At 33.6% G+C, this 17,480-nt stretch carries 19 protein-coding genes; 2 read left to right on the top strand and 17 right to left on the bottom strand.

Annotated features, from left to right (window positions below):
• Positions 1-31: 31 nt before the first annotated feature.
• The 3 genes from J2X17_RS18315 to J2X17_RS18325 all read right to left on the bottom strand — a co-directional run bounded on the left by J2X17_RS18315 (position 32) and on the right by J2X17_RS18325 (position 2,325).
• The gene (locus J2X17_RS18315) at positions 32-856 is read right to left on the bottom strand and encodes an NAD-dependent epimerase/dehydratase family protein (protein WP_310301365.1); all 825 of its coding nucleotides are present in this window, start codon (positions 854-856) and stop codon (positions 32-34) included.
• 132 nt (positions 857-988) lie between these two features.
• A complete protein-coding gene (locus J2X17_RS18320; RefSeq protein ID WP_310301367.1) occupies positions 989-1,438 on the bottom strand; it encodes a GNAT family N-acetyltransferase in 450 nt (149 codons plus the stop codon).
• A complete protein-coding gene (locus tag J2X17_RS18325) occupies positions 1,423-2,325 on the bottom strand; it encodes a LysR family transcriptional regulator (RefSeq protein WP_310301369.1) in 903 nt (300 codons plus the stop codon). The genes J2X17_RS18320 and J2X17_RS18325 overlap by 16 nt, the downstream gene beginning before the upstream one ends.
• A gap of 143 nt (positions 2,326-2,468) precedes the next feature.
• On the opposite strand from J2X17_RS18325, the gene J2X17_RS18330 reads away from it, so the two are divergent.
• Positions 2,469-2,864, top strand: coding sequence for a rhodanese-like domain-containing protein (locus J2X17_RS18330; protein ID WP_310301372.1), 396 nt, complete (start codon positions 2,469-2,471; stop codon positions 2,862-2,864).
• A 57-nt stretch (positions 2,865-2,921) separates the two neighbouring features.
• Here the strand turns inward: J2X17_RS18330 and J2X17_RS18335 are convergent, their stop codons facing one another.
• The 3 genes from J2X17_RS18335 to J2X17_RS18345 are packed head-to-tail and all read right to left on the bottom strand — an operon-like array spanning position 2,922 to position 7,201.
• Complete coding sequence (locus tag J2X17_RS18335; RefSeq protein ID WP_310301374.1) at positions 2,922-5,315, bottom strand: M28 family peptidase; 2,394 nt, start codon at positions 5,313-5,315, stop codon at positions 2,922-2,924.
• Between the two features lie 12 nt (positions 5,316-5,327).
• A complete protein-coding gene (locus J2X17_RS18340; protein ID WP_310301376.1) occupies positions 5,328-5,675 on the bottom strand; it encodes a hypothetical protein in 348 nt (115 codons plus the stop codon).
• Positions 5,675-7,201, bottom strand: a complete 1,527-nt coding sequence (locus J2X17_RS18345) for a bifunctional GNAT family N-acetyltransferase/carbon-nitrogen hydrolase family protein (protein WP_310301378.1) — start codon at positions 7,199-7,201, stop codon at positions 5,675-5,677. Before J2X17_RS18345 ends, J2X17_RS18340 begins: the two co-directional genes overlap by 1 nt.
• 176 nt (positions 7,202-7,377) lie before the next feature.
• Between J2X17_RS18345 and J2X17_RS18350 the strand changes: the two genes are divergently transcribed.
• Complete coding sequence (locus J2X17_RS18350) at positions 7,378-7,710, top strand: single-stranded DNA-binding protein (RefSeq protein ID WP_310301381.1); 333 nt, start codon at positions 7,378-7,380, stop codon at positions 7,708-7,710.
• Positions 7,711-7,770: 60 nt separating this feature from the next.
• Here J2X17_RS18350 and J2X17_RS18355 read toward each other — a convergent pair whose 3' ends face one another.
• From J2X17_RS18355 to J2X17_RS18405, 11 genes are all read right to left on the bottom strand, one after another.
• Positions 7,771-8,463: a DUF2461 domain-containing protein gene (locus tag J2X17_RS18355; RefSeq protein WP_310301383.1), complete on the bottom strand. Its 693-nt coding sequence runs from the start codon at positions 8,461-8,463 to the stop codon at positions 7,771-7,773.
• A gap of 89 nt (positions 8,464-8,552) precedes the next feature.
• A complete protein-coding gene (locus J2X17_RS18360) occupies positions 8,553-8,738 on the bottom strand; it encodes a hypothetical protein (RefSeq protein WP_310301385.1) in 186 nt (61 codons plus the stop codon).
• A gap of 82 nt (positions 8,739-8,820) precedes the next feature.
• Positions 8,821-9,339 carry a ferritin gene (locus J2X17_RS18365; protein WP_310301388.1) on the bottom strand — a complete coding sequence of 173 codons (519 nt, stop codon included), beginning with the start codon at positions 9,337-9,339 and terminating at the stop codon, positions 8,821-8,823.
• A 92-nt stretch (positions 9,340-9,431) separates the two neighbouring features.
• Positions 9,432-10,910, bottom strand: coding sequence for a hypothetical protein (locus J2X17_RS18370; RefSeq protein ID WP_310301391.1), 1,479 nt, complete (start codon positions 10,908-10,910; stop codon positions 9,432-9,434).
• A 150-nt stretch (positions 10,911-11,060) separates the two neighbouring features.
• Entirely contained in the window at positions 11,061-12,194 is a 1,134-nt protein-coding gene (locus J2X17_RS18375) for an OmpA family protein (RefSeq protein WP_310301393.1), read from the bottom strand.
• Positions 12,195-12,306: 112 nt separating this feature from the next.
• On the bottom strand, positions 12,307-12,936 hold the full coding sequence (locus tag J2X17_RS18380; RefSeq protein WP_310301396.1) for a CatA-like O-acetyltransferase: 630 nt from the start codon (positions 12,934-12,936) through the stop codon (positions 12,307-12,309).
• On the bottom strand, positions 12,936-13,643 hold the full coding sequence (locus J2X17_RS18385; RefSeq protein ID WP_310301399.1) for an HAD family hydrolase: 708 nt from the start codon (positions 13,641-13,643) through the stop codon (positions 12,936-12,938). Before J2X17_RS18385 ends, J2X17_RS18380 begins: the two co-directional genes overlap by 1 nt.
• A gap of 397 nt (positions 13,644-14,040) precedes the next feature.
• Complete coding sequence (locus J2X17_RS18390) at positions 14,041-14,928, bottom strand: DMT family transporter (RefSeq protein WP_310301400.1); 888 nt, start codon at positions 14,926-14,928, stop codon at positions 14,041-14,043.
• Positions 14,929-14,955: 27 nt separating this feature from the next.
• The gene (locus tag J2X17_RS18395; protein ID WP_310301403.1) at positions 14,956-15,642 is read right to left on the bottom strand and encodes an RloB family protein; all 687 of its coding nucleotides are present in this window, start codon (positions 15,640-15,642) and stop codon (positions 14,956-14,958) included.
• On the bottom strand, positions 15,643-17,007 hold the full coding sequence (locus J2X17_RS18400) for an AAA family ATPase (RefSeq protein ID WP_310301406.1): 1,365 nt from the start codon (positions 17,005-17,007) through the stop codon (positions 15,643-15,645). It abuts the gene before it with no gap.
• A gap of 170 nt (positions 17,008-17,177) precedes the next feature.
• The gene (locus tag J2X17_RS18405; protein ID WP_310301408.1) at positions 17,178-17,450 is read right to left on the bottom strand and encodes a hypothetical protein; all 273 of its coding nucleotides are present in this window, start codon (positions 17,448-17,450) and stop codon (positions 17,178-17,180) included.
• Between the last annotated feature and the right edge of the window lie 30 nt (positions 17,451-17,480).

Raw genomic sequence — 17,480 nt, forward strand, 5'->3', positions numbered from 1 at the left:
TCTAAGCTTTATTTATATGAACATATATGGTTTAATATTCGCCCAATGTGAATTGGTATTTTAAAACATTTTCAATTTTTTCGCTTGAAATAATCTTTTTAATATTCGATTTTTCAGTGCTGAATTTTGGTAAAATAAGGTTTTGCTCTTTTGCTTTTTGAGTGTAATAAGCTGAACGCGATGGATGAAAAGGTGCAACCGCATTGAAAACTTCATTCCATTTTGATTGGTTTATTATTTCTTCGATAATATTAATGCAGTCTTTTTGATGAATTAAATTGATTGGTGCATCTGGATTTTCGAGGTTTTCTTTTCCGGCAAGAAATTTTACCGGATGACGGTCTTCACCAATTAATCCGCCAAAACGCAGAATGGTAGTTTCGAAGTTTTGATTTTCCTGCAGTATTGCTTCAGCTAAAAGCAATTGTTTGCCGCTTTCCGTTTCCGGATTTGGATTCGTTTCTTCTGTAATTAAATCATTTTGATCTCCGTAAACAGACGTTGAAGTCACAAAAAGTACTTTTTTGATGGTTGATTTCGCTATAAACGGAATCAGATTTTCGATTTTCTCCACGAAGACTTTTCTTGTAGAATGTGAAGTTTCGGCATTATTTCCTCTTAATTTGGGAGGAATATCAATTATTAGAATTTCGCTGTCAGCTAAAAAATCCGTTATAGTTTGAGAAACACTTTCGCTTTCAAGCACCACTAAAAATGGGTTTATTCCGGTATCTTTCAGAATTGAAAGTTTGCTTTCAGAAGTTGTAGAGCCGTTGACCGAATTTCCTTTCTCGATTAATTTTTTTGCCAAAGGCAAACCCAGCCAGCCACAGCCTAAAATACTTAGTTGATTCATTTTTTTTGAAGGTTCAAAGGTTCAGAGAGGCAAAGGTACAAAGGTTTGTCGATGCCAAAATCTTAAAAAACTTAATAAAGCCTTTTTCTTTGCGACTCTGCGACTTTGCGAGACTAAATTAAGCGTGGAGCATTACAAATCCAGAAAAAAGCAAATTTTGTCTTTTCCTTTTGCGCCCATCCTATGGTAGAATTTTATAGCCCTTTCATTAAATTGGGGTGTTCGCCATTGCATGTTGACGCAATTTTTAGTTTTACCTATCTCTCTTAGTTTATTAATTAGAACTTCTCCGATGCCATGACTTCTGGATTCTTCTTCTAAATAGAGACAATCCATATAAAGAAAATCGCCAGCGCTCCAGGTAGAATAGGTGAAATTATACGAAACATAACCTACAATGTCATTTTCTACGGCAACAACTAAGCAAAATAATTTTGGCTCTTTACTAAATAGCGCGACTTTTAGGCCTTCTTCTTTTCCTTCAGGAGAATAATCGGCTTTTTCAAATTCGGCGTGTTTTTCGCATAAAATAACCAGTTTAGGCAAATCGGTGACTTCGCAGTTTCTTATTGTATATTCCATTGCAGGTTGATTTCGGTTTGTAAAAAGGTTATAAAATGATGAAAATAAGCTGGATATTCCTGATTGTCCCTAATCGCAATAAAATGCTTTCTTTTTAAGCCGTTTTTTCCAATTTTGATGGCTTTTATTGGATTGTTTTTTAAATGCGGTAACAATGCCCATTTTGCCATCGACATGACGCCCATATCGGCTTTAACCATTTCCAGAGATGCTTCGGTAAGTGGAAGCGCGGTGATTTTTTTGGGAGTTACTTTGGCTGGAGCCAAAATAAACTGATGAATCGTAACGGTTTCCATCGGAAGGGAGTGAATCAGCAAATGTTCATTAACAAAATCTTCGGCAACAACGTATTTTTTATTCGCCCAGGCATGATTTTCAGATACAGCCATAACGACTTCATCCTGAAAAAGTTCCAGATATTTGATGTTATTGTCATCGATCTGATCGCTGATAATGGCGATGTCAATTACGTTTTCTAATAATTTTTGTAGTGGAATATGCGTCGCTTCGGTTACAATTTTCAAATCAACATTTGGATAAAGCAGATGAAACTGTTTCATTACTGATGGCAGCCAGTGATAACTTGAGAAACACTCTGTGCTAATTCGGATTTCGCCATATTCTCCAAAAACCATTTGTTTGATTTGTGTTTGGGTTTGCGAGAGTTTGTCCAGAATTTCATTGGCAAGTTCGTAGATTTTCTCGCCAGCTTTCGTCAGAACCAATTTTTTATTCATTCTCAGGAAAATAGCGGTCCCCAATTGATATTCAGCTTCTTTAAGTTGATGGCTCAAAGCCGATTGTGTCAAATGAAGTTTGTCGATAGCTTTCGTGATGCTTCCTTCTTCCACAATTGCTTTTATCAATCTTAAGTGACGTATTTCCATTTTTTTGAGAATTTATACAAAGAAACAAAATTTTCGAACGGCTTTTTCATGAAAAAAAGTAATCAACTTGATGAATTCTTTTCGTTTTTATGGTATATAATGTTCGGCTACTTTTGAAAAAACAAAATCATAAAAACTAAAAAATGGAAGCGCAAATTAAACATTATGAAAACAAACTGGCGTTCGAAATGGATCCTTCTGATTTGTTCGATGCCTTGAATAACGGAGAAAAAATTGTTGTTATAGATGCCCGAAAAGCATTTGGATTTGAAGCAGAACATATTCCGACAGCAATTAATATTCCGCACCGCGAAATGACTGCTGAAAACACCCAGCATCTGGATAAAGAGGTTTTGTATGTAACTTATTGTGACGGAATTGGCTGTAATGCCTCAACAAGAGGTGCGTTGAAAATGGCAAAATTGGGTTTTAAAGTAAAGGAATTATTGGGCGGAATCGAGTGGTGGAAGTTTGACGGCTATGCCACCGAAGGCACAAATGGGATTCAGGCAGGATTGAAAATTGAATGTGCCTGTTAAAGAAAAAGGGCAAACTTTACAGTAAAGTTTGTCCTTTTTATCTTTTGATTTTCTTGTTTATTGCGGTTTGATAATTGGTTTTAAACTGTCTTTTACAATAACCGTACTGTCTTGCACTGTCGTTGCGGGAGCAATTTGAGGTACTGGTGCTGTATATCTTTTTATTTTTTGCTGAATTAAAACAGCATCGTTCAAAACAAAAGGCGTTGGCATCATCCAGTCGGCTCTTGGTTTCACTTTGAATAAAGGATTGGTCAATAAATCGAATGAACTTTCAATTAAATCCATATCAAAAAGTGATGATTTGTTGATGTAGAATTCCATTACAAGCGGTTCATTTCCTACTACATAATAACATAAAATTTTTGAGCCATCTCTTTCTAAACGGTTCATTTTTTGTCCTGAAGTCGAAACTCCATTGGCTTTAAAATTATAAAGCATCATTTTTGGATGTGCATAAATATCGTAACGATTCACTTTTCGGTTTGGCGTAATTTGAATTTTTAAATATCTATTATTACCTATTACGCTATCTTTTAAGAATGATATTGTTGGTTTAGGAACATCAACAACCGGAGCAATCGTACTATATGTAAAGCCAGAATTGTATTTGCTGGCTATCGGCAACGCGTTTAATCCAACGGCACTCTGATTTTTCTCGCCCAAATAACTTTTAGTCCAATCATCAAGGTTTGTGTCATAGGTTGTCCAAACGGCAGAATTGGTGTTAGCATTGTAAACGTAAAGCAAACTGTTGGATTTAGCTTTTCCGTGTTCGTATCCGGAATTATAACCTGCGTAAATGAAAAAACCAATGGATATGACAAAGAAGAACAATGTCCAGGCACCTTTTCGAATAAAATCCCCAAAAATCGGAAGCAATAATCCAAAAAGTAAAACAGTCAGGATGGCACTTCCAAAAAGAATTTTTAATCCAAGACCAATTGGGAACATTACGATAAATGGCGCTACAATTACTAAGGCCGGTATACTAAATAACAAGTTTAGACCTAAACTATAATGTTGTGTAATGACAAAAATTCCAAATAAGAAGATTCCAAAATAAACCGGAATAATCAGAAAACCAGCGCCAGTCAAGCTATTGGCTAAAAATATATTGATGATAATCCAAAGCAGCAATGGTGCTACAAAATGATTCATCGTGATTTTTGTTTCGGAAAAATGGTGATAAAAAGCAAAGCAAATAGCGATACTCAGTGTTACGAAAGCGCCAATGTAGGCATGCCCGTTATAAGTAAATCCGTTAAGTAAATCAGAATATTGTGGATATGCCTGTAAAACGATTTTCCATCCTAAAAAAGTAACCAAACCAGCAATTGTGATCGATCCTAAGAGTGGAATAAAGCCTTTGAAAATCTCTCTAAAGGTGATTAACCTTTTTACTTTTCCAATAAAAATAAAAAGAATTAATAATCCCAAAGCAATAAGAGTCATTGGAAAAACCCACGTAAAAGGATAGCTGATAAACGAAAACGGACCGCTAAAATATACATCGTCGGATGTCGAGTTTGTAGCATTTAGGTCGGCGTTAGAGAAATATTTCAATAATGGCATTAAATACGTTCCCTGATGTGCTAACGTCATTTTGTTTAAATGCTGAATATCATCTTGTTGTGTATGATAATTGTAGTGTCCATCTATAAATGCAAAATTAAATCCCTGAATTTTCCCCTGCTCTCTAAAAACAGTTAAATCGGTGTCGTTTGGGAGCATTTTGTAAATACTGTACATCAATGAATTTGAAACCGGATACTTTGCTTTTGCGTTCGAAAATGCTTTTACAAGCGCTTCGTTTCCTTTGTTGGTTTCCATTAACATATAACTTGGTCCTGAAGATCCTCTGGCTTCAAAATTAATAACCAAGCCCACATCTTTAGCCCACGGATGTTTGTTTACAAATAGTGCAGCACCATTTAACCCAAGTTCTTCAGCATCTGAGAAAAGAATTATAATATCGTTTTTTTGTGGTTGTTTAGAATATAAAAAGGCACGAATTCCTTCTAAAATAGTAGCGACCCCTGAAGCATCATCACTTGCTCCTTTAGAAAATGAATGTGGCGCGCTGTCATAATGTGAAAGCAATAATAGTGCTTTAGAGTTGTTTGTTCCTTTTATACGGGCAAGAATATTTTTAGATTTTACTAAAAGTCCTTTATCATTTAATGTAAACCCTTCCTGAACAGAAGTCTCCAGACCAATTCGGTTCAATTCAAGTTTAAGGTAGTTTGCTACTAATTCGTGATTAGTTGATCCGACATAATGGGGCTTTTGAGCAATAATTTCTACCTGGTGTAGTGCTCTCTCTGTTGAAAATTCAGCAAGAGCTTCTTCTTCTTTCGAAGTCCACTGCGGCATCATGGTAGCATATATAATACCAAGAATTGCTAAAATGCAGACTAAGGCAAGAATTGAAGTGGGGTTTTTTTTCATGATGAATACGTACTAAATTTCTTTTTTAACAAGCATAAAATAATCATTGTCCAAAGATCGATATCCCTGGTCGTACAGGAAATAGTAGGTATTCCCTGTTTTGGTCTGCAAGATATTGGTAAAGAAATCAAAATCAAAACCTTTATTAATCATTTTATCCCTTGTTGCTTTTGATTTTCCTTCCGAGTTTAGCTCGGCCAAAATACGGTAATTTTTTCGTAATTTATTGTTTACATTCCGCATGAAATTTGTACTGTCCTTGTTTATTTTGTTGTTGTAAGCATTACGGCAACTGTCTGAACAAAATTTTTTGTCTTCACGGCCTACAATTTTTTCGGAGCATTCGAGGCAGGTTTTCATTATTCTAGCTTTTTAATTTCATATAAATCGTGTCGTCGGTCTTTTAAGATTCTTACACTTCCATGTTCATGCAGTTGTTTTAGCAGGTTTAAATCAACATCAACAATTAGTGTCATTTCAGTATTTGGAGTCGCTTCTGCTTTGATACCGTTGCTCGGAAAAGCAAAATCAGATGGCGTAAAAACAGAAGCCTGCGCATACTGAATATCCATATTATTAACTTTTGGTAAGTTTCCGACACAACCCGCAATAGCAACGTAACATTCGTTTTCGATCGCACGGGCCTGCGAGCAGTGTTTTACGCGTGTATAGGCATTTTGAGTATCGGTTAAAAAAGGAACAAAAAGTATATTCATACCTTCATTGGCCATAATTCTCGAAAGTTCAGGGAATTCAACATCATAACAAATCAGGATTCCAATTTTGCCGCAATCGGTATCAAAAGTTTGAAATTGCGATCCGCCCTTCATTCCCCAATGCTGTACTTCGTTTGGAGTCACGTGAATTTTGGTGTACATCTCTGAAGTTCCGTCTCTTTTACATAAAAAACCAACATTATAGAGATTGTTGTTGTCTAAAAAAGGCATACTCCCGGTAATAATATTGATATTGTATGAAATGGCAAATTCCTGAAAACGCTTTCTGATCGGGTCAGAGTAGCGAGCAAGTTCCCGAATCGCTTCCGCCTCAGATAAATGATTGTAATCGGCCATCAAAGGAGCAATGAAAAGTTCCGGGAATAAGGCAAAATCAGCACCATAACCAGATACAACATCGATGAAAAATTCTGCCTGTTCAAAAAACTCTTCGATATTATTCAGCTGACGCATTTGCCATTGGATTAAACCTAATCTAATAACGCTTTTTTCCAGATTGATAAGTTTCGGACTTTCATCATAATAAACATTGTTCCATTCTAGTAAAACGGCGAATTCCTTAGATTCTTCGTCACCTTCCAGATAGTTTTTGATGATTCGCAAAACGTGGAAATCATTGCTTAACTGAAAAGAAAGTACAGGATCGTGCAGTTCTTTATGTTTGACTTTATCGATGTAATTTTTTGGAGTCATTTTTTTTGAATGCTGGGCGTAATTCGGAATTCGGCCAGCAAAAACAATCGCTTTCAGGTTGAGTTGCTCGCAAAGTTCTTTACGCGCATCGTATAAACGACGTCCTAAACGTAGTCCGCGATAATGGGGATGAATAAAAACATCAATTCCGTATAGAATTTCTGCATCTTTATTATGCGTCGAAAAAGTATAATCGCCAATAATTTGTTTGTAATTATGTCTTTTGTCCACCAGTTTTTCATCAACAATAATCGATAATGCAGACCCTACTACTATTCCATCTACTAAAATCACCAATTGACCCTCCGGAAATATGGCAAGTAATTTTTCGATATCACTTTCTTCCCAATAGGAATTTGCCATTTCAGGATAAGACTCTATCATGGAATTTTTTAACTGTTTGTAGTCTTCAATTTCTAAATTTCGTAACTCAACTTTATTGATTTGTGCCTGCATATCGTAAGATTTCTCTCAAATATACGAAAAGATTTCCATTTACAAACGTTTACAAATAGTTACAACCGAAAGTAAACAGTTTGCTACCGACTAATTTTTGCTGGCCGTCACATCTTTGCAGTGTTGAATTTGATGAACGAATTCGATTTTATACGAACATTTAAAAAATATACGCCATGAACGCAATGAAAAACAGAGTACAATTAATTGGGAACGTAGGGAACGACCCTGAAATTAAAACATTAGAAAATGGAAAAAAATTAGCGCACTTAACGATTGCCACAAACGACAGGTATACGAATGATAAGGGCGAAAAAGTAGAACAAACAGAATGGCATCGTGTTACTGCCTGGGGAAAAACGGCTGAAATTATTGAAAAATATGTGGTAAAAGGCAAAGAAGTTGCCATCGATGGAAAACTAACCCACAGAAGTTACGACGACAAAAATGGTGAGAAGAAGTATATAACCGAAGTTATTGTGAACGAAATTTTGTTGTTAAGCAAGTAATACTTGTCTGTGAAGTAAACCCTACAGTACCGAAGCCTCGGAACTGTAGGGTTTTGTTATTTATAAAATAGAAGCTCCATTTATATCGGTTGTGAGAACTTCGCTCATATAATCAAAAAACGGTCTCATGTTTTGGAATGCATCCAATGCCTTTTCTAAAAATAACGGACTTAAAACCTCTTCATCGGTAAAGCGTTTGATCACCAAAAACTGTTTGTAGCGAAGTAAATCGATGGCTTCATGGTTTGTGTCAAAACCTTTTGGTGCTGTTTTAAGCTGTTCGCCTTGCAAAGTTCCGAAATTTGAAATAAAAGATTTAGACTGCAATATTTTTCGGAATGGTTCAGAATCGTGCGCAAATTCGTTTCTAATACGTTTTAAATCGGCAGCATTGGGTCCCCAAAATCCACCAGCGAAAAAACTGTTTCCTTTTTCCAAATGAAAATAATAACCGCCTCGTCTTGCTGCAGTAGCTCGCGTATAACTACCTCCCCAAAAAGTTTTGAAAGGAGTTTTGTCTTTAGCAAAACGAATGTCTCGATAAATTCGATAAACGCTTTTTTTCCCTGAAGCTGTTTCTAAAACATCGGTTTTTGAAAGTTCATGAAGCAATGCGCCAGCAAAAGTTTCGATATGATTTAATTCGGTTAAATATTGGGATTTATTTGCTTCGAACCAAGGCTTGTTATTGTTGGTTTTAAGCTGAACCAAAAAGTCAAGACTGGATTTAGGTATAGTAATAGGGTTTGGCATAAATTAATTTTGAGACTTTAAAAATAAGAAAGTGACTGCAATTTAAACAAAAAACCCACCAAATCATTGGTGGGTTATGAATATATTGTTTAAGCAGTTTTTTTGAATAAATCAAACATAGGACAACGCGAGCAGCGTTTCTTTTCGCTCTTTTTGAATTTTTCACAACAAGAAGATTTACAATTTTCTAACTTCTTAATGTTCTCAAGGATAGCTTTATTCTTCTTTTTCTTTTTATCCTTTTTCTTGTCCTTGTCTTTTTCTTTCTTGCCCAATTTTCCTCTGTATTATAAAAACAGAGACAAATATAAAAGAAATTTGTTATTTTTAAGTATTCTAAATAAACTTTAACTTTTTTTATTTTGGATTGATAGCTATTGAACTTGTAACCGTTAATTGCTGAATATCACGATCAAACAAGTAAAGTCCGCCCTTGTCATCTCCAATCAAGTTGATTTTATCTAAGATGGATTTAGCCGTCGCTTCTTCTTCGATTTGCTCTGATACGTACCATTGTAAGAAATTATGAGTTGCATAATCTTTTTCTTCAAAGGTAATGTGAACCAATTCGTTAATAGATTCTGAAACGAAAATTTCGTGTTTATAAAGCGCTTCAAACATTTCTTTAAATGTTGTATAAGATGTTTTTGGTGCTTTTAGATCTGTAATTGTTGCATGTCCGCCACGTTCGTTAACGTACTTAATCAGTTTTAACATGTGCGCGCGTTCTTCGTCTGACTGTGTGTACATAAATTGAGCAATTCCCTCTAATCCGTGTACTTCAGCCCAACAAGCCATAGAAAGGTAGGTTTGCGAAGATTCTGCCTCTATGCGAATTTGCTTGTTCAAAGCTGATTCAATATTTTTTAATAGCATAACTGTGTCTTTTTTGTAAAGTTAAAAAAAATAATCCATCGATTTTTTCAAAACCCTGAAACCTAAGACATTTGGAATAATTCTCAATAAATTTAAGGCCTTTTTGGCGGAATCCGCTTTTTGAAAGATGATGGATAATTATGCGGATCCAAAAGGGGATCATCCAGATTAAAGCCATCTTTAAACTTGCGCATAATATATTGCTTCAAAGCACGATCATAATATCCTAAAATATAAAAATCTTTAAATTTTAATATGCTGTTTAATGTGGCATTTTTATTAGTATTTAAAAAATAGTAGATATTATCAAGTGCCAAAGGTTCAAGCTTTTCTTGATTTACTGCAGTATAAGCAGGATCAAAGACGCTCTCAAAATAAACGCTTTCCGAATGCGTATTAATTTCGTAAGAATTTGATTGTGGAAACATTTGCTGTATTTCGTCATCGAAAAAACTGTAATTAAGAATGCTGTTTTCGTTTATTATTTTTGGGGTTCCACCAACAGTTATGTAAGTATCTTGCTTGTTTTTGAATACAGATAAACCAATATCTAAGTACAAGAGATGTTTTAAAAATTTCTTTGTAGTTTTTAATTCACCTTGTCTTTGTCCTTCTCTCTGAATAACAAGTGGAGATATCTTGAAACGGATGGTATCATTTTTTGAAACTTTAATACTTTTTACGCTTTGGCCGGACTTATAATCTTTTATATCTAACAACAATTCCTCTTCATTACCATTAATTTGATATAGTTTATTGTCCTGAAAAAAGGAATTTCCTGATTTTATTGGTTTTGCAGAAACCGGTTGGATAAAATTTGTTTCTTTTATTTCCTGACTTTCCAGATTCATATCAAACAATTGTGTCTTTTTTGGATTATGATCTAAAGTGAGAATCATGTGATCGGGAAATACATACAATTTGCTTTTTACTGTCCCTTTGTATAAAGGGTTATAATCGGATTGCTCCATTTTTTCAATAGGGTTTTCACTAATAATCCTGTTAAAGGTCTGGGGTCTTGTGTTTTTGTCCTGAAAGCGAAAAGTAGAAAAGTCAAACATTCTTTCTTCAACAGTTCCGTTTTTAAATGTATAAAGCATTAAAATTTGCTCTGATTGGTCTTGTGCAAGTATATTGTAGGAGTTGTTCTGCTGAAATTCTGTAGCAATATGCTGATTTGAGGAAGGGAATTTAAAATTTAAAGTTCGATTTGTTTTGTCTTCAAAATAATATTTTACCGCTAAAATGGTACTGTAATCAATTGCTGCCCAGTAAAGAGTTGGATTTCCGTCGTCACTAAGACTATAACCTGCCAATGATCTGTAACTTGCATTTTTTAATGGAGCGGTATATTGATCCGTTAGAAACAAAAAGCTATTATACTTTAAAATTGTAACGTTATCCTTATCGGCAATAAAAACAAAAACATCATGTGTCAGTTCATTCTCAACGGTTAAAATTGTATTGAGCCCATTAGATTGTTTTGAATCTAAAGGATAGGAATCCAATATTGTCTGACTGAACAATGTTGATTTATACAGCAGTAGAAATAAAATTACTATTTTTTTCATGAGTTTTTATCCACAAGAATTATTCCGACTTAATAGTGCTAAATTTTGAATAATGAAAAGTACAAATTATTTTGGATAGATGTGTTTATAGGACAATCAAAAAAGCCCTGAAAGAATTTCCTTCAGGGCTTAAATTTATTTTGAAAAAATTTATTTTACTTTGAAAGTAACTCTTCTTGCTAACCTTCTTGCTTCTTCTGAATCTTTTTGAATTGAAGTATCAGCACCTTGTGCAACTACATTTAATCTTGAAGAGGCAACACCTGCCTTTTCAAAAATAGTTTTAACATTATTTGCTCGTAAATTTGATAATTTTTCGTTGTATTGTGTACTTCCAACCTGGTCAGCATAGCCTAAAATATCAAGAGATGCTGAAGGGTTTTTTCTTAAATAAGTTAAAACAACATCAATAGCAGCAGTTGAATTTTCGATTGGAGTCGACTTATTGAAATCAAAATAAACACTGTAGTATTTATCGTTGATCATCTCTTTGATGACGTCTTTATCATTTACTACTGTATTGGTTACTGGTTTTTCGACAATAACTTGTTTTTGAGGCATGTTTTTAATCTGATTTTCAAGATCTGCGATTTTGTTTTCAAATGCTGAAAGATCCGCATTTTGTGAAATTACAGTCCAGTCCGCATGTTTTTCGTTTTTACCTAAATAAACATTCAATCCAATTGTACCGTTAAAAATCAATCCTGAAAAACCTCTGTTCTCTGCAACATACACACCATCAAAAGTGTGATCTTGAGAAGCGTTTAAAATTGTAGAAAAATCTCCTGTCAAAGCAATTCTGTTTGATAATCTTACTTGTCCCGTTACTCCGGCAATAAAATTACCTACTCTGTCTCTACCCGAAAAATTATCACTTTCTAATTGAGCAATCCCAAAACCTGCATGTCCTAATAGTCCAATAGTGTTGGTCCAGGTTTCAAAATTCATGATACGTCCAATGTTTGCAACAGCTTGTAAATCCAGTCTGTAATACTTTGAATCAAAATCAAGAGAATTGTTTTTTGCTGTAAAACTGTTGTATCCAAAATCAGCTTTTAATCCAAACTTATTATTGAACATATAACGTACTCCTAAATCGCCAACCCAAGGGCTTGGTGTACTGGTCATGTAACTTGTAGAAAATGGTCGTTGAGGTTTTGTTACTCCACCTGATAATTCGATAGACCACTTATTAAAATTGTTTGAAGTATTTTCTGCTTTAGTTTGTGCATTTACGTTCATTAAACCTAGTGCTAACGCCAGGGTAATTACGATTTTTTTCATTTTATTTGAGATTTTAAATTTTCTGCAAACCAACGAAATAAACGTAAGAAAATTAGCTATTAAAAGCCTAAAAAATGCCAGAATAAGATTTACTGCGTAAGATAAATCTCAATTACACATTGAGTATTTCCTGAAAATAATCTACAAATTGCCCAACATGCCAACCATCAATTAAGCCATGATGAACGTGTACAGACATTGCAATTGTTCTTTTTCCAGATTCGGAAACCATCATTTTTCCAAAGGAAATTTTAGGACAACTGTCTGGAAATGTATAACTTCTTGCGTGAGAAAGCGAAGTGAAATTTAACCACGGAATTGCCGAAAAGTGAATCACATTATCATCGTCAAAAGATCTTGTAAAAAGGCCGGTTGTATTCTGAATTCGTTCAATTTCAGCTAAAGCGTCTTTTTCGAAAATTCTAAAATCAGGGTTATACTCGATTAATGAGAATCCGAACGTACCATCTTCACGACCAATTGTTGCCGAAACATCAATACGATCGTTTATGTAGATTTTGCCTCCTGAAATTCGATATCTAAAATTCTCAATTGCGTTGACTGCAACTAAAGTTTTATGCAAATAATAAATGAAAAATGAACTGTTCAGACTTTTTGCTGTTTGATAGGCTATGGAACAATCAATTTCAACGGTCGCACCAAAGAAAGGTTCCTCCATTCGGCTGAAATGCTCAAAATGCTCCTTTCTATTCCAGTTTTCTAAATCTAAAAGTGTTTTCATTATAGTAAGTTGTGAACGACTTCGGTAATTTTTTCAAAGGAGCTAAAATGCTCATGTTCTACTTTATGATTGATTTTTTCGTGTTCCCAAGTGGTATGAAACGGGATATGAACAGCATAGCCTCCAATTCCTAAAACTGGTAAAACATCTGATTTTAAAGAGTTTCCGATCATCAGAAATTCGTGTGCCTGAATATCCAAACGGCCCAATAATTTTTCATAATCGATTTCCTGTTTGTCTGACATTACTTCAATATGGTGAAAATAATGTCCTAAACCCGAGCGGTGTAATTTGCTGTGCTGATCTTTTAAGTCGCCTTTTGTGGCTACAACCAGTTTGTATTTTCCGTGTAAAGCCTGCAAAGTTTCTTCGATTCCATCAAGAAGTTCGATTGGTTTTTGGAGTAATTCTTTTCCGTATTGAATGATTTTCTCAATAACTTCCATCGGAATTGTATTGTTCGAAATGTTCATCGCGGCTTCAATCATTGACAGGATATAACCTTTAATTCCGTATCCGTACAAAGGCAAATTCGCAATTTCAATCTTGAATAATTCCTGCGAAATACCCTGATGCGAAAGATAATCTTCCATCAAAGCACAAAATTTATGTTCGGTTTCCTGAAAGTAGGGTTCGTTTACAAATAAAGTATCATCGGCATCAAATGCGATTACTTTTAAATTTGGTATTTTGCTTTTATGTAACATAGTTTTTTTGTTTCAAGTTTCAGGTTTCTCCGCCACGAATTCACGAATTTTCTTTAATTTTTTTTGCCACAGATTAAAAGATTAAAAAGATTTAAAAAAATATCTGCACTGATCTGCTTAAATCTGTAAAATCTGCGTGAAATTTTTTTTTTGCCACAAATTGCACAAATTTTCGCTAATTTTTTTGCCACTCCTGGTCGCATCAGTGACTGAAGTTTTTTTAACCACAAATTACACAAATTTCCGCTAATTTTTTTACCACTACTCCTCATAGCTATCGCGATAAATTATTAATGAAATCTGCCTGATCTGCCTGATCTGCGAGAAACATTTTCAAAGCTAATAAAAGATCAATCTGCGTAAATCTGCGTAAATCCGTACAATCTGCGTGCCATTCTCAATTCTTAGAAAATAGTCTTTTTAGCGAAATAGTCTTGTCGTAAAAAGTAATTCTAATTCCGAAAAGCAAAATGATGCCGCCGAAAATCATCTGTAAAGTTATTTGTTCTTCTAAAAACAGCCAAGCTAATATCGAAGTTATTACAGCTTGACTCAGTAAACTTAGCGAAACTCTTGTCGCACGCATGTGTTGTGTCGCATAACTTACAGAAAGCCAGGCACACAATTGACAAATCACGGCCTGAAGGATTAATACAAACCAGCCTGTATTGGAGAATCCTGAAAAAGATTGATTTAAAGAATAGCATAATATTCCCAAATAAATGCTCGAAGTAAATAAACTGATTGTCATAAACGATAAGACATCGACTTCTGAAAGCACATTTTTGCTGATTAAAAGATAAATCGAATATAGAATTCCGGATAAAACGGCGAACAAAAAAGCCTGATTAAAATTTAATTCCATAAAAAAGCCAAAGCCAACTAAAGTCACCATTCCGAATAAAGAAACGATAGTTCCAATCCAGAAATTAGTTGCAGGTCTTACTTTTAAAAAGAAAAAAGATCCAATCCCGACCCAAAGTGGCGATAAATTTGTCAGCAATGAAGCCTGAGTCGCACTTGAATCCTGAATGGCAATATTCCAAACCGCAACATCCGAAGAAAATAAAATACCGCAAAGTGCTGCCAAAGCAATAAATTTTGGTTTCGGAAGTTTGAAATTTTTTGTCAAAAGTACATAAGGCAAAAGTAAAAGCACAGCAAAAAACATTCGGTAAAAAGCCGAAATCAACCCCGGAGCTAATTTAAGTTTTACCAATATTGGAAAAATCGAAATACAAAGTATCCCGCAGATTAAGGCTAATCTTGGTTTGGTGAGTTTCATTGTTTACTATAAAAAGAGCTAAAGATTTTATATTATTTTAGGATCAATAACTTCAATGTTAATTGTTGAGTATTTAAGAAGCTCCTTCATTAATAAATAAACTTTCGTTGATCTTTCTTCAGGAAAATAATCATCTTTGTTTAAATCTGCTTTTTCTGCTCTTTCGATAGCTTTTAAGATATATTCAGGAGTTAAATATCCTTTAGGATAGTTTTTAATTTTTGAATTGGTATGTTTTGTTCCAAGTTCTGTTTTTGACTCTTTACTTGTTTTACATAAAATATTTTCTGGTTCATCCAAATGAAATAATAGCCACACCTCGAAACAATAATTGCTTATAAATAATTCTGCATCAACTAAACTTTTACAATATTCTTTTAATTCAGGATATTCTTCTTTTGGGTGTTGGTCTACATCAAGTACAAATCTAAACTTGTCATCTGCCGATGGAGTTACAGGTAAATCTTTAGGAGGATTTTCGATGAAAGACTTTGCCCTCTCTATTAATTTTTTTGGTTGAGAACCTATGACATTAGTATCTTTTTCAAAAACATGTAAAATACTTGCTTTTTTAGGTTCGAAAAATAAATTATTAAAGGTTCCAAAATATTTAGGTTCCTTGTCTTCTCCTTCATAAACAATAAAGAATTTAGTTGCATCCTTAAATGATTCTTTCTTGTTGTAATCATCCAATGTATATCTCTTACGATCCATTTATAATAGATTTTCTTCAACAATTAATTTAGAAAAATCTCCCAAAAATGGAATTCCGCCATATCTTCCTTCTAAATAGCCTCTTTCTAATACTTTATCACCTCTCGGGTTAAAATTACTTAACGGATAAAATTCAGTACTTCCATCAGATTTTTTTTCTGTAAACCATATTTCATCTCGTCTTAGTAACTCATCATCTAGTAATTGACTTTCATGAGTTGTAAAAATTAATTGACTATTAGTTTTTGAATTTAATGAATATGTTTTTAAGAGTTCTTTCGCTAATAAAGGATGCATACTTCTTTCTAATTCATCAATAATATATACAAAATCATCTTCGTATAATAATTCTTCGAAAGCTGGTGAAAGATCAAAAAGACGATTTGTACCATCTGATTCTTCACTGAAATCAAATGAAAAATCTGAATTTTCATGTTTCGTACATAGTACAAGAACAAAATATTCGTTATTCTCCTTGATAAAGCTATAATGCTTATTTCTATAGGTAAAAACAATTGTTTTTTCCTTTGTACTATCTGTACTGTTTTGAATGCTTGATTCTAGTTGATCAACAAGATTATTTTTAATATTTATATCGTCTAAACCAAAGAATAAATTAGATTCTATTTTTCTTAAGACAATTTTTTCAATTCCTGTTTTGCTATTTAAAAGAATCTTTCTTGCAAAATCTAATTTTTTAGTCCCTAATAAAACAGATTTCGTAAATTCAATATTTATAGAGTTTGGAAAAACTAGATGAAGTTTTGAAAAAGCTTCACAGATTTTATCTAAAATATTGTTACTTTCAAATAGCAAATAACAATTATTTAGAACAGTTTCATTTTCTTTTAGTTCCTTTTTTAAAAATTTTTTTGCGAATTGGATATCATTTTTATCTTTAAAGTATTCTCCGAATTCAACATCTTTGTTGGTTCTTTTAAATAAAAGTTCTTCATTGTTTTTTTTAACTGAATTTATCAGATAAAGCCATTCTTCTTTTATTTTTCCTTTGAAAATCTCAATAGCATAATCGAAATGAATTCCTTGGTACTCATATTCAATTCGAAAAGTTGAAGGCTTTTCCAGATAGTTTTCGTCAAGCCTGAATCTTTTACTTTGAGGCACTAATAATTCAACATCATTTATAATAATAGATTTTAAGAATGCAATTGCTCTTACTAAGTTACTCTTTCCAGCTGCGTTTGCACCATAAATCGCCGCAGTTTTTAGTACTTCAACTCCTGATTTAGTTTTTTTTATATGATTAGTAAGTTGGCGTGAGCCATTTCCTTTTGCAGGAAGCATATTAAATTCTGTCTCATCTTTAAAAGACATAAAGTTACTGACAACAAAACGGATCAACATGATTTTACGATTTTTTCGTTAGAATTAGAATATTATATCAAATGAACGAAATTATTTTTATTTAAATTTCTATTTGTTACGATTTTTTCGAAATATTTAACTTTCGTTCCAGAGTTTTTTAAATAACAAACGAGAATCAATTAAATTTTCTGATTCTCGTTAGTTAAGTACTAAATATTCATAATTCTCGTGCAGGCATTCCTAATTTCTAAATCAGAAAAAGAACCGATTGTTTCCGCCAGCATTTTACTGGTTCTGATACAGCTTATCATTTTGACCCGAAGATCTTGATAATCGCCCATTTCGGTTAACAGAATTGTCTCAAAAATTTCGGACAAATGTTCCGGTTGATCTCTAAAATCTTCAAACCAAAGGTCTGAAAGAAATTTTGCCATACTTCGCATTACATCAGTTTCTGATGTTTTTTCATTTTCTTTTTGCATATTCGAAAATATTAAACGCACGAAACCCTC

Source organism: Flavobacterium aquidurense (assembly GCF_031458035.1).
GTDB classification, from domain to species: Bacteria; Bacteroidota; Bacteroidia; order Flavobacteriales; family Flavobacteriaceae; genus Flavobacterium; species Flavobacterium aquidurense_C.

Excerpts from the sequence above, each read along its gene's own strand:
- J2X17_RS18315 (WP_310301365.1), bottom strand. The coding sequence starts at position 856 with ATGAATCAACTAAGTATTTTAGGCTGTGGCTGGCTGGGTTTGCCTTTG.
- J2X17_RS18320 (WP_310301367.1), bottom strand. The coding sequence starts at position 1,438 with ATGGAATATACAATAAGAAACTGCGAAGTCACCGATTTGCCTAAACTG.
- J2X17_RS18325 (WP_310301369.1), bottom strand. The coding sequence starts at position 2,325 with ATGGAAATACGTCACTTAAGATTGATAAAAGCAATTGTGGAAGAAGGA.
- J2X17_RS18330 (WP_310301372.1), top strand. The coding sequence starts at position 2,469 with ATGGAAGCGCAAATTAAACATTATGAAAACAAACTGGCGTTCGAAATG.
- J2X17_RS18335 (WP_310301374.1), bottom strand. The coding sequence starts at position 5,315 with ATGAAAAAAAACCCCACTTCAATTCTTGCCTTAGTCTGCATTTTAGCA.
- J2X17_RS18340 (WP_310301376.1), bottom strand. The coding sequence starts at position 5,675 with ATGAAAACCTGCCTCGAATGCTCCGAAAAAATTGTAGGCCGTGAAGAC.
- J2X17_RS18345 (WP_310301378.1), bottom strand. The coding sequence starts at position 7,201 with ATGCAGGCACAAATCAATAAAGTTGAGTTACGAAATTTAGAAATTGAA.
- J2X17_RS18350 (WP_310301381.1), top strand. The coding sequence starts at position 7,378 with ATGAACGCAATGAAAAACAGAGTACAATTAATTGGGAACGTAGGGAAC.
- J2X17_RS18355 (WP_310301383.1), bottom strand. The coding sequence starts at position 8,463 with ATGCCAAACCCTATTACTATACCTAAATCCAGTCTTGACTTTTTGGTT.
- J2X17_RS18365 (WP_310301388.1), bottom strand. The coding sequence starts at position 9,339 with ATGCTATTAAAAAATATTGAATCAGCTTTGAACAAGCAAATTCGCATA.
- J2X17_RS18370 (WP_310301391.1), bottom strand. The coding sequence starts at position 10,910 with ATGAAAAAAATAGTAATTTTATTTCTACTGCTGTATAAATCAACATTG.
- J2X17_RS18375 (WP_310301393.1), bottom strand. The coding sequence starts at position 12,194 with ATGAAAAAAATCGTAATTACCCTGGCGTTAGCACTAGGTTTAATGAAC.
- J2X17_RS18380 (WP_310301396.1), bottom strand. The coding sequence starts at position 12,936 with ATGAAAACACTTTTAGATTTAGAAAACTGGAATAGAAAGGAGCATTTT.
- J2X17_RS18385 (WP_310301399.1), bottom strand. The coding sequence starts at position 13,643 with ATGTTACATAAAAGCAAAATACCAAATTTAAAAGTAATCGCATTTGAT.
- J2X17_RS18390 (WP_310301400.1), bottom strand. The coding sequence starts at position 14,928 with ATGAAACTCACCAAACCAAGATTAGCCTTAATCTGCGGGATACTTTGT.
- J2X17_RS18395 (WP_310301403.1), bottom strand. The coding sequence starts at position 15,642 with ATGGATCGTAAGAGATATACATTGGATGATTACAACAAGAAAGAATCA.
- J2X17_RS18400 (WP_310301406.1), bottom strand. The coding sequence starts at position 17,007 with ATGTTGATCCGTTTTGTTGTCAGTAACTTTATGTCTTTTAAAGATGAG.
- J2X17_RS18405 (WP_310301408.1), bottom strand. The coding sequence starts at position 17,450 with ATGCAAAAAGAAAATGAAAAAACATCAGAAACTGATGTAATGCGAAGT.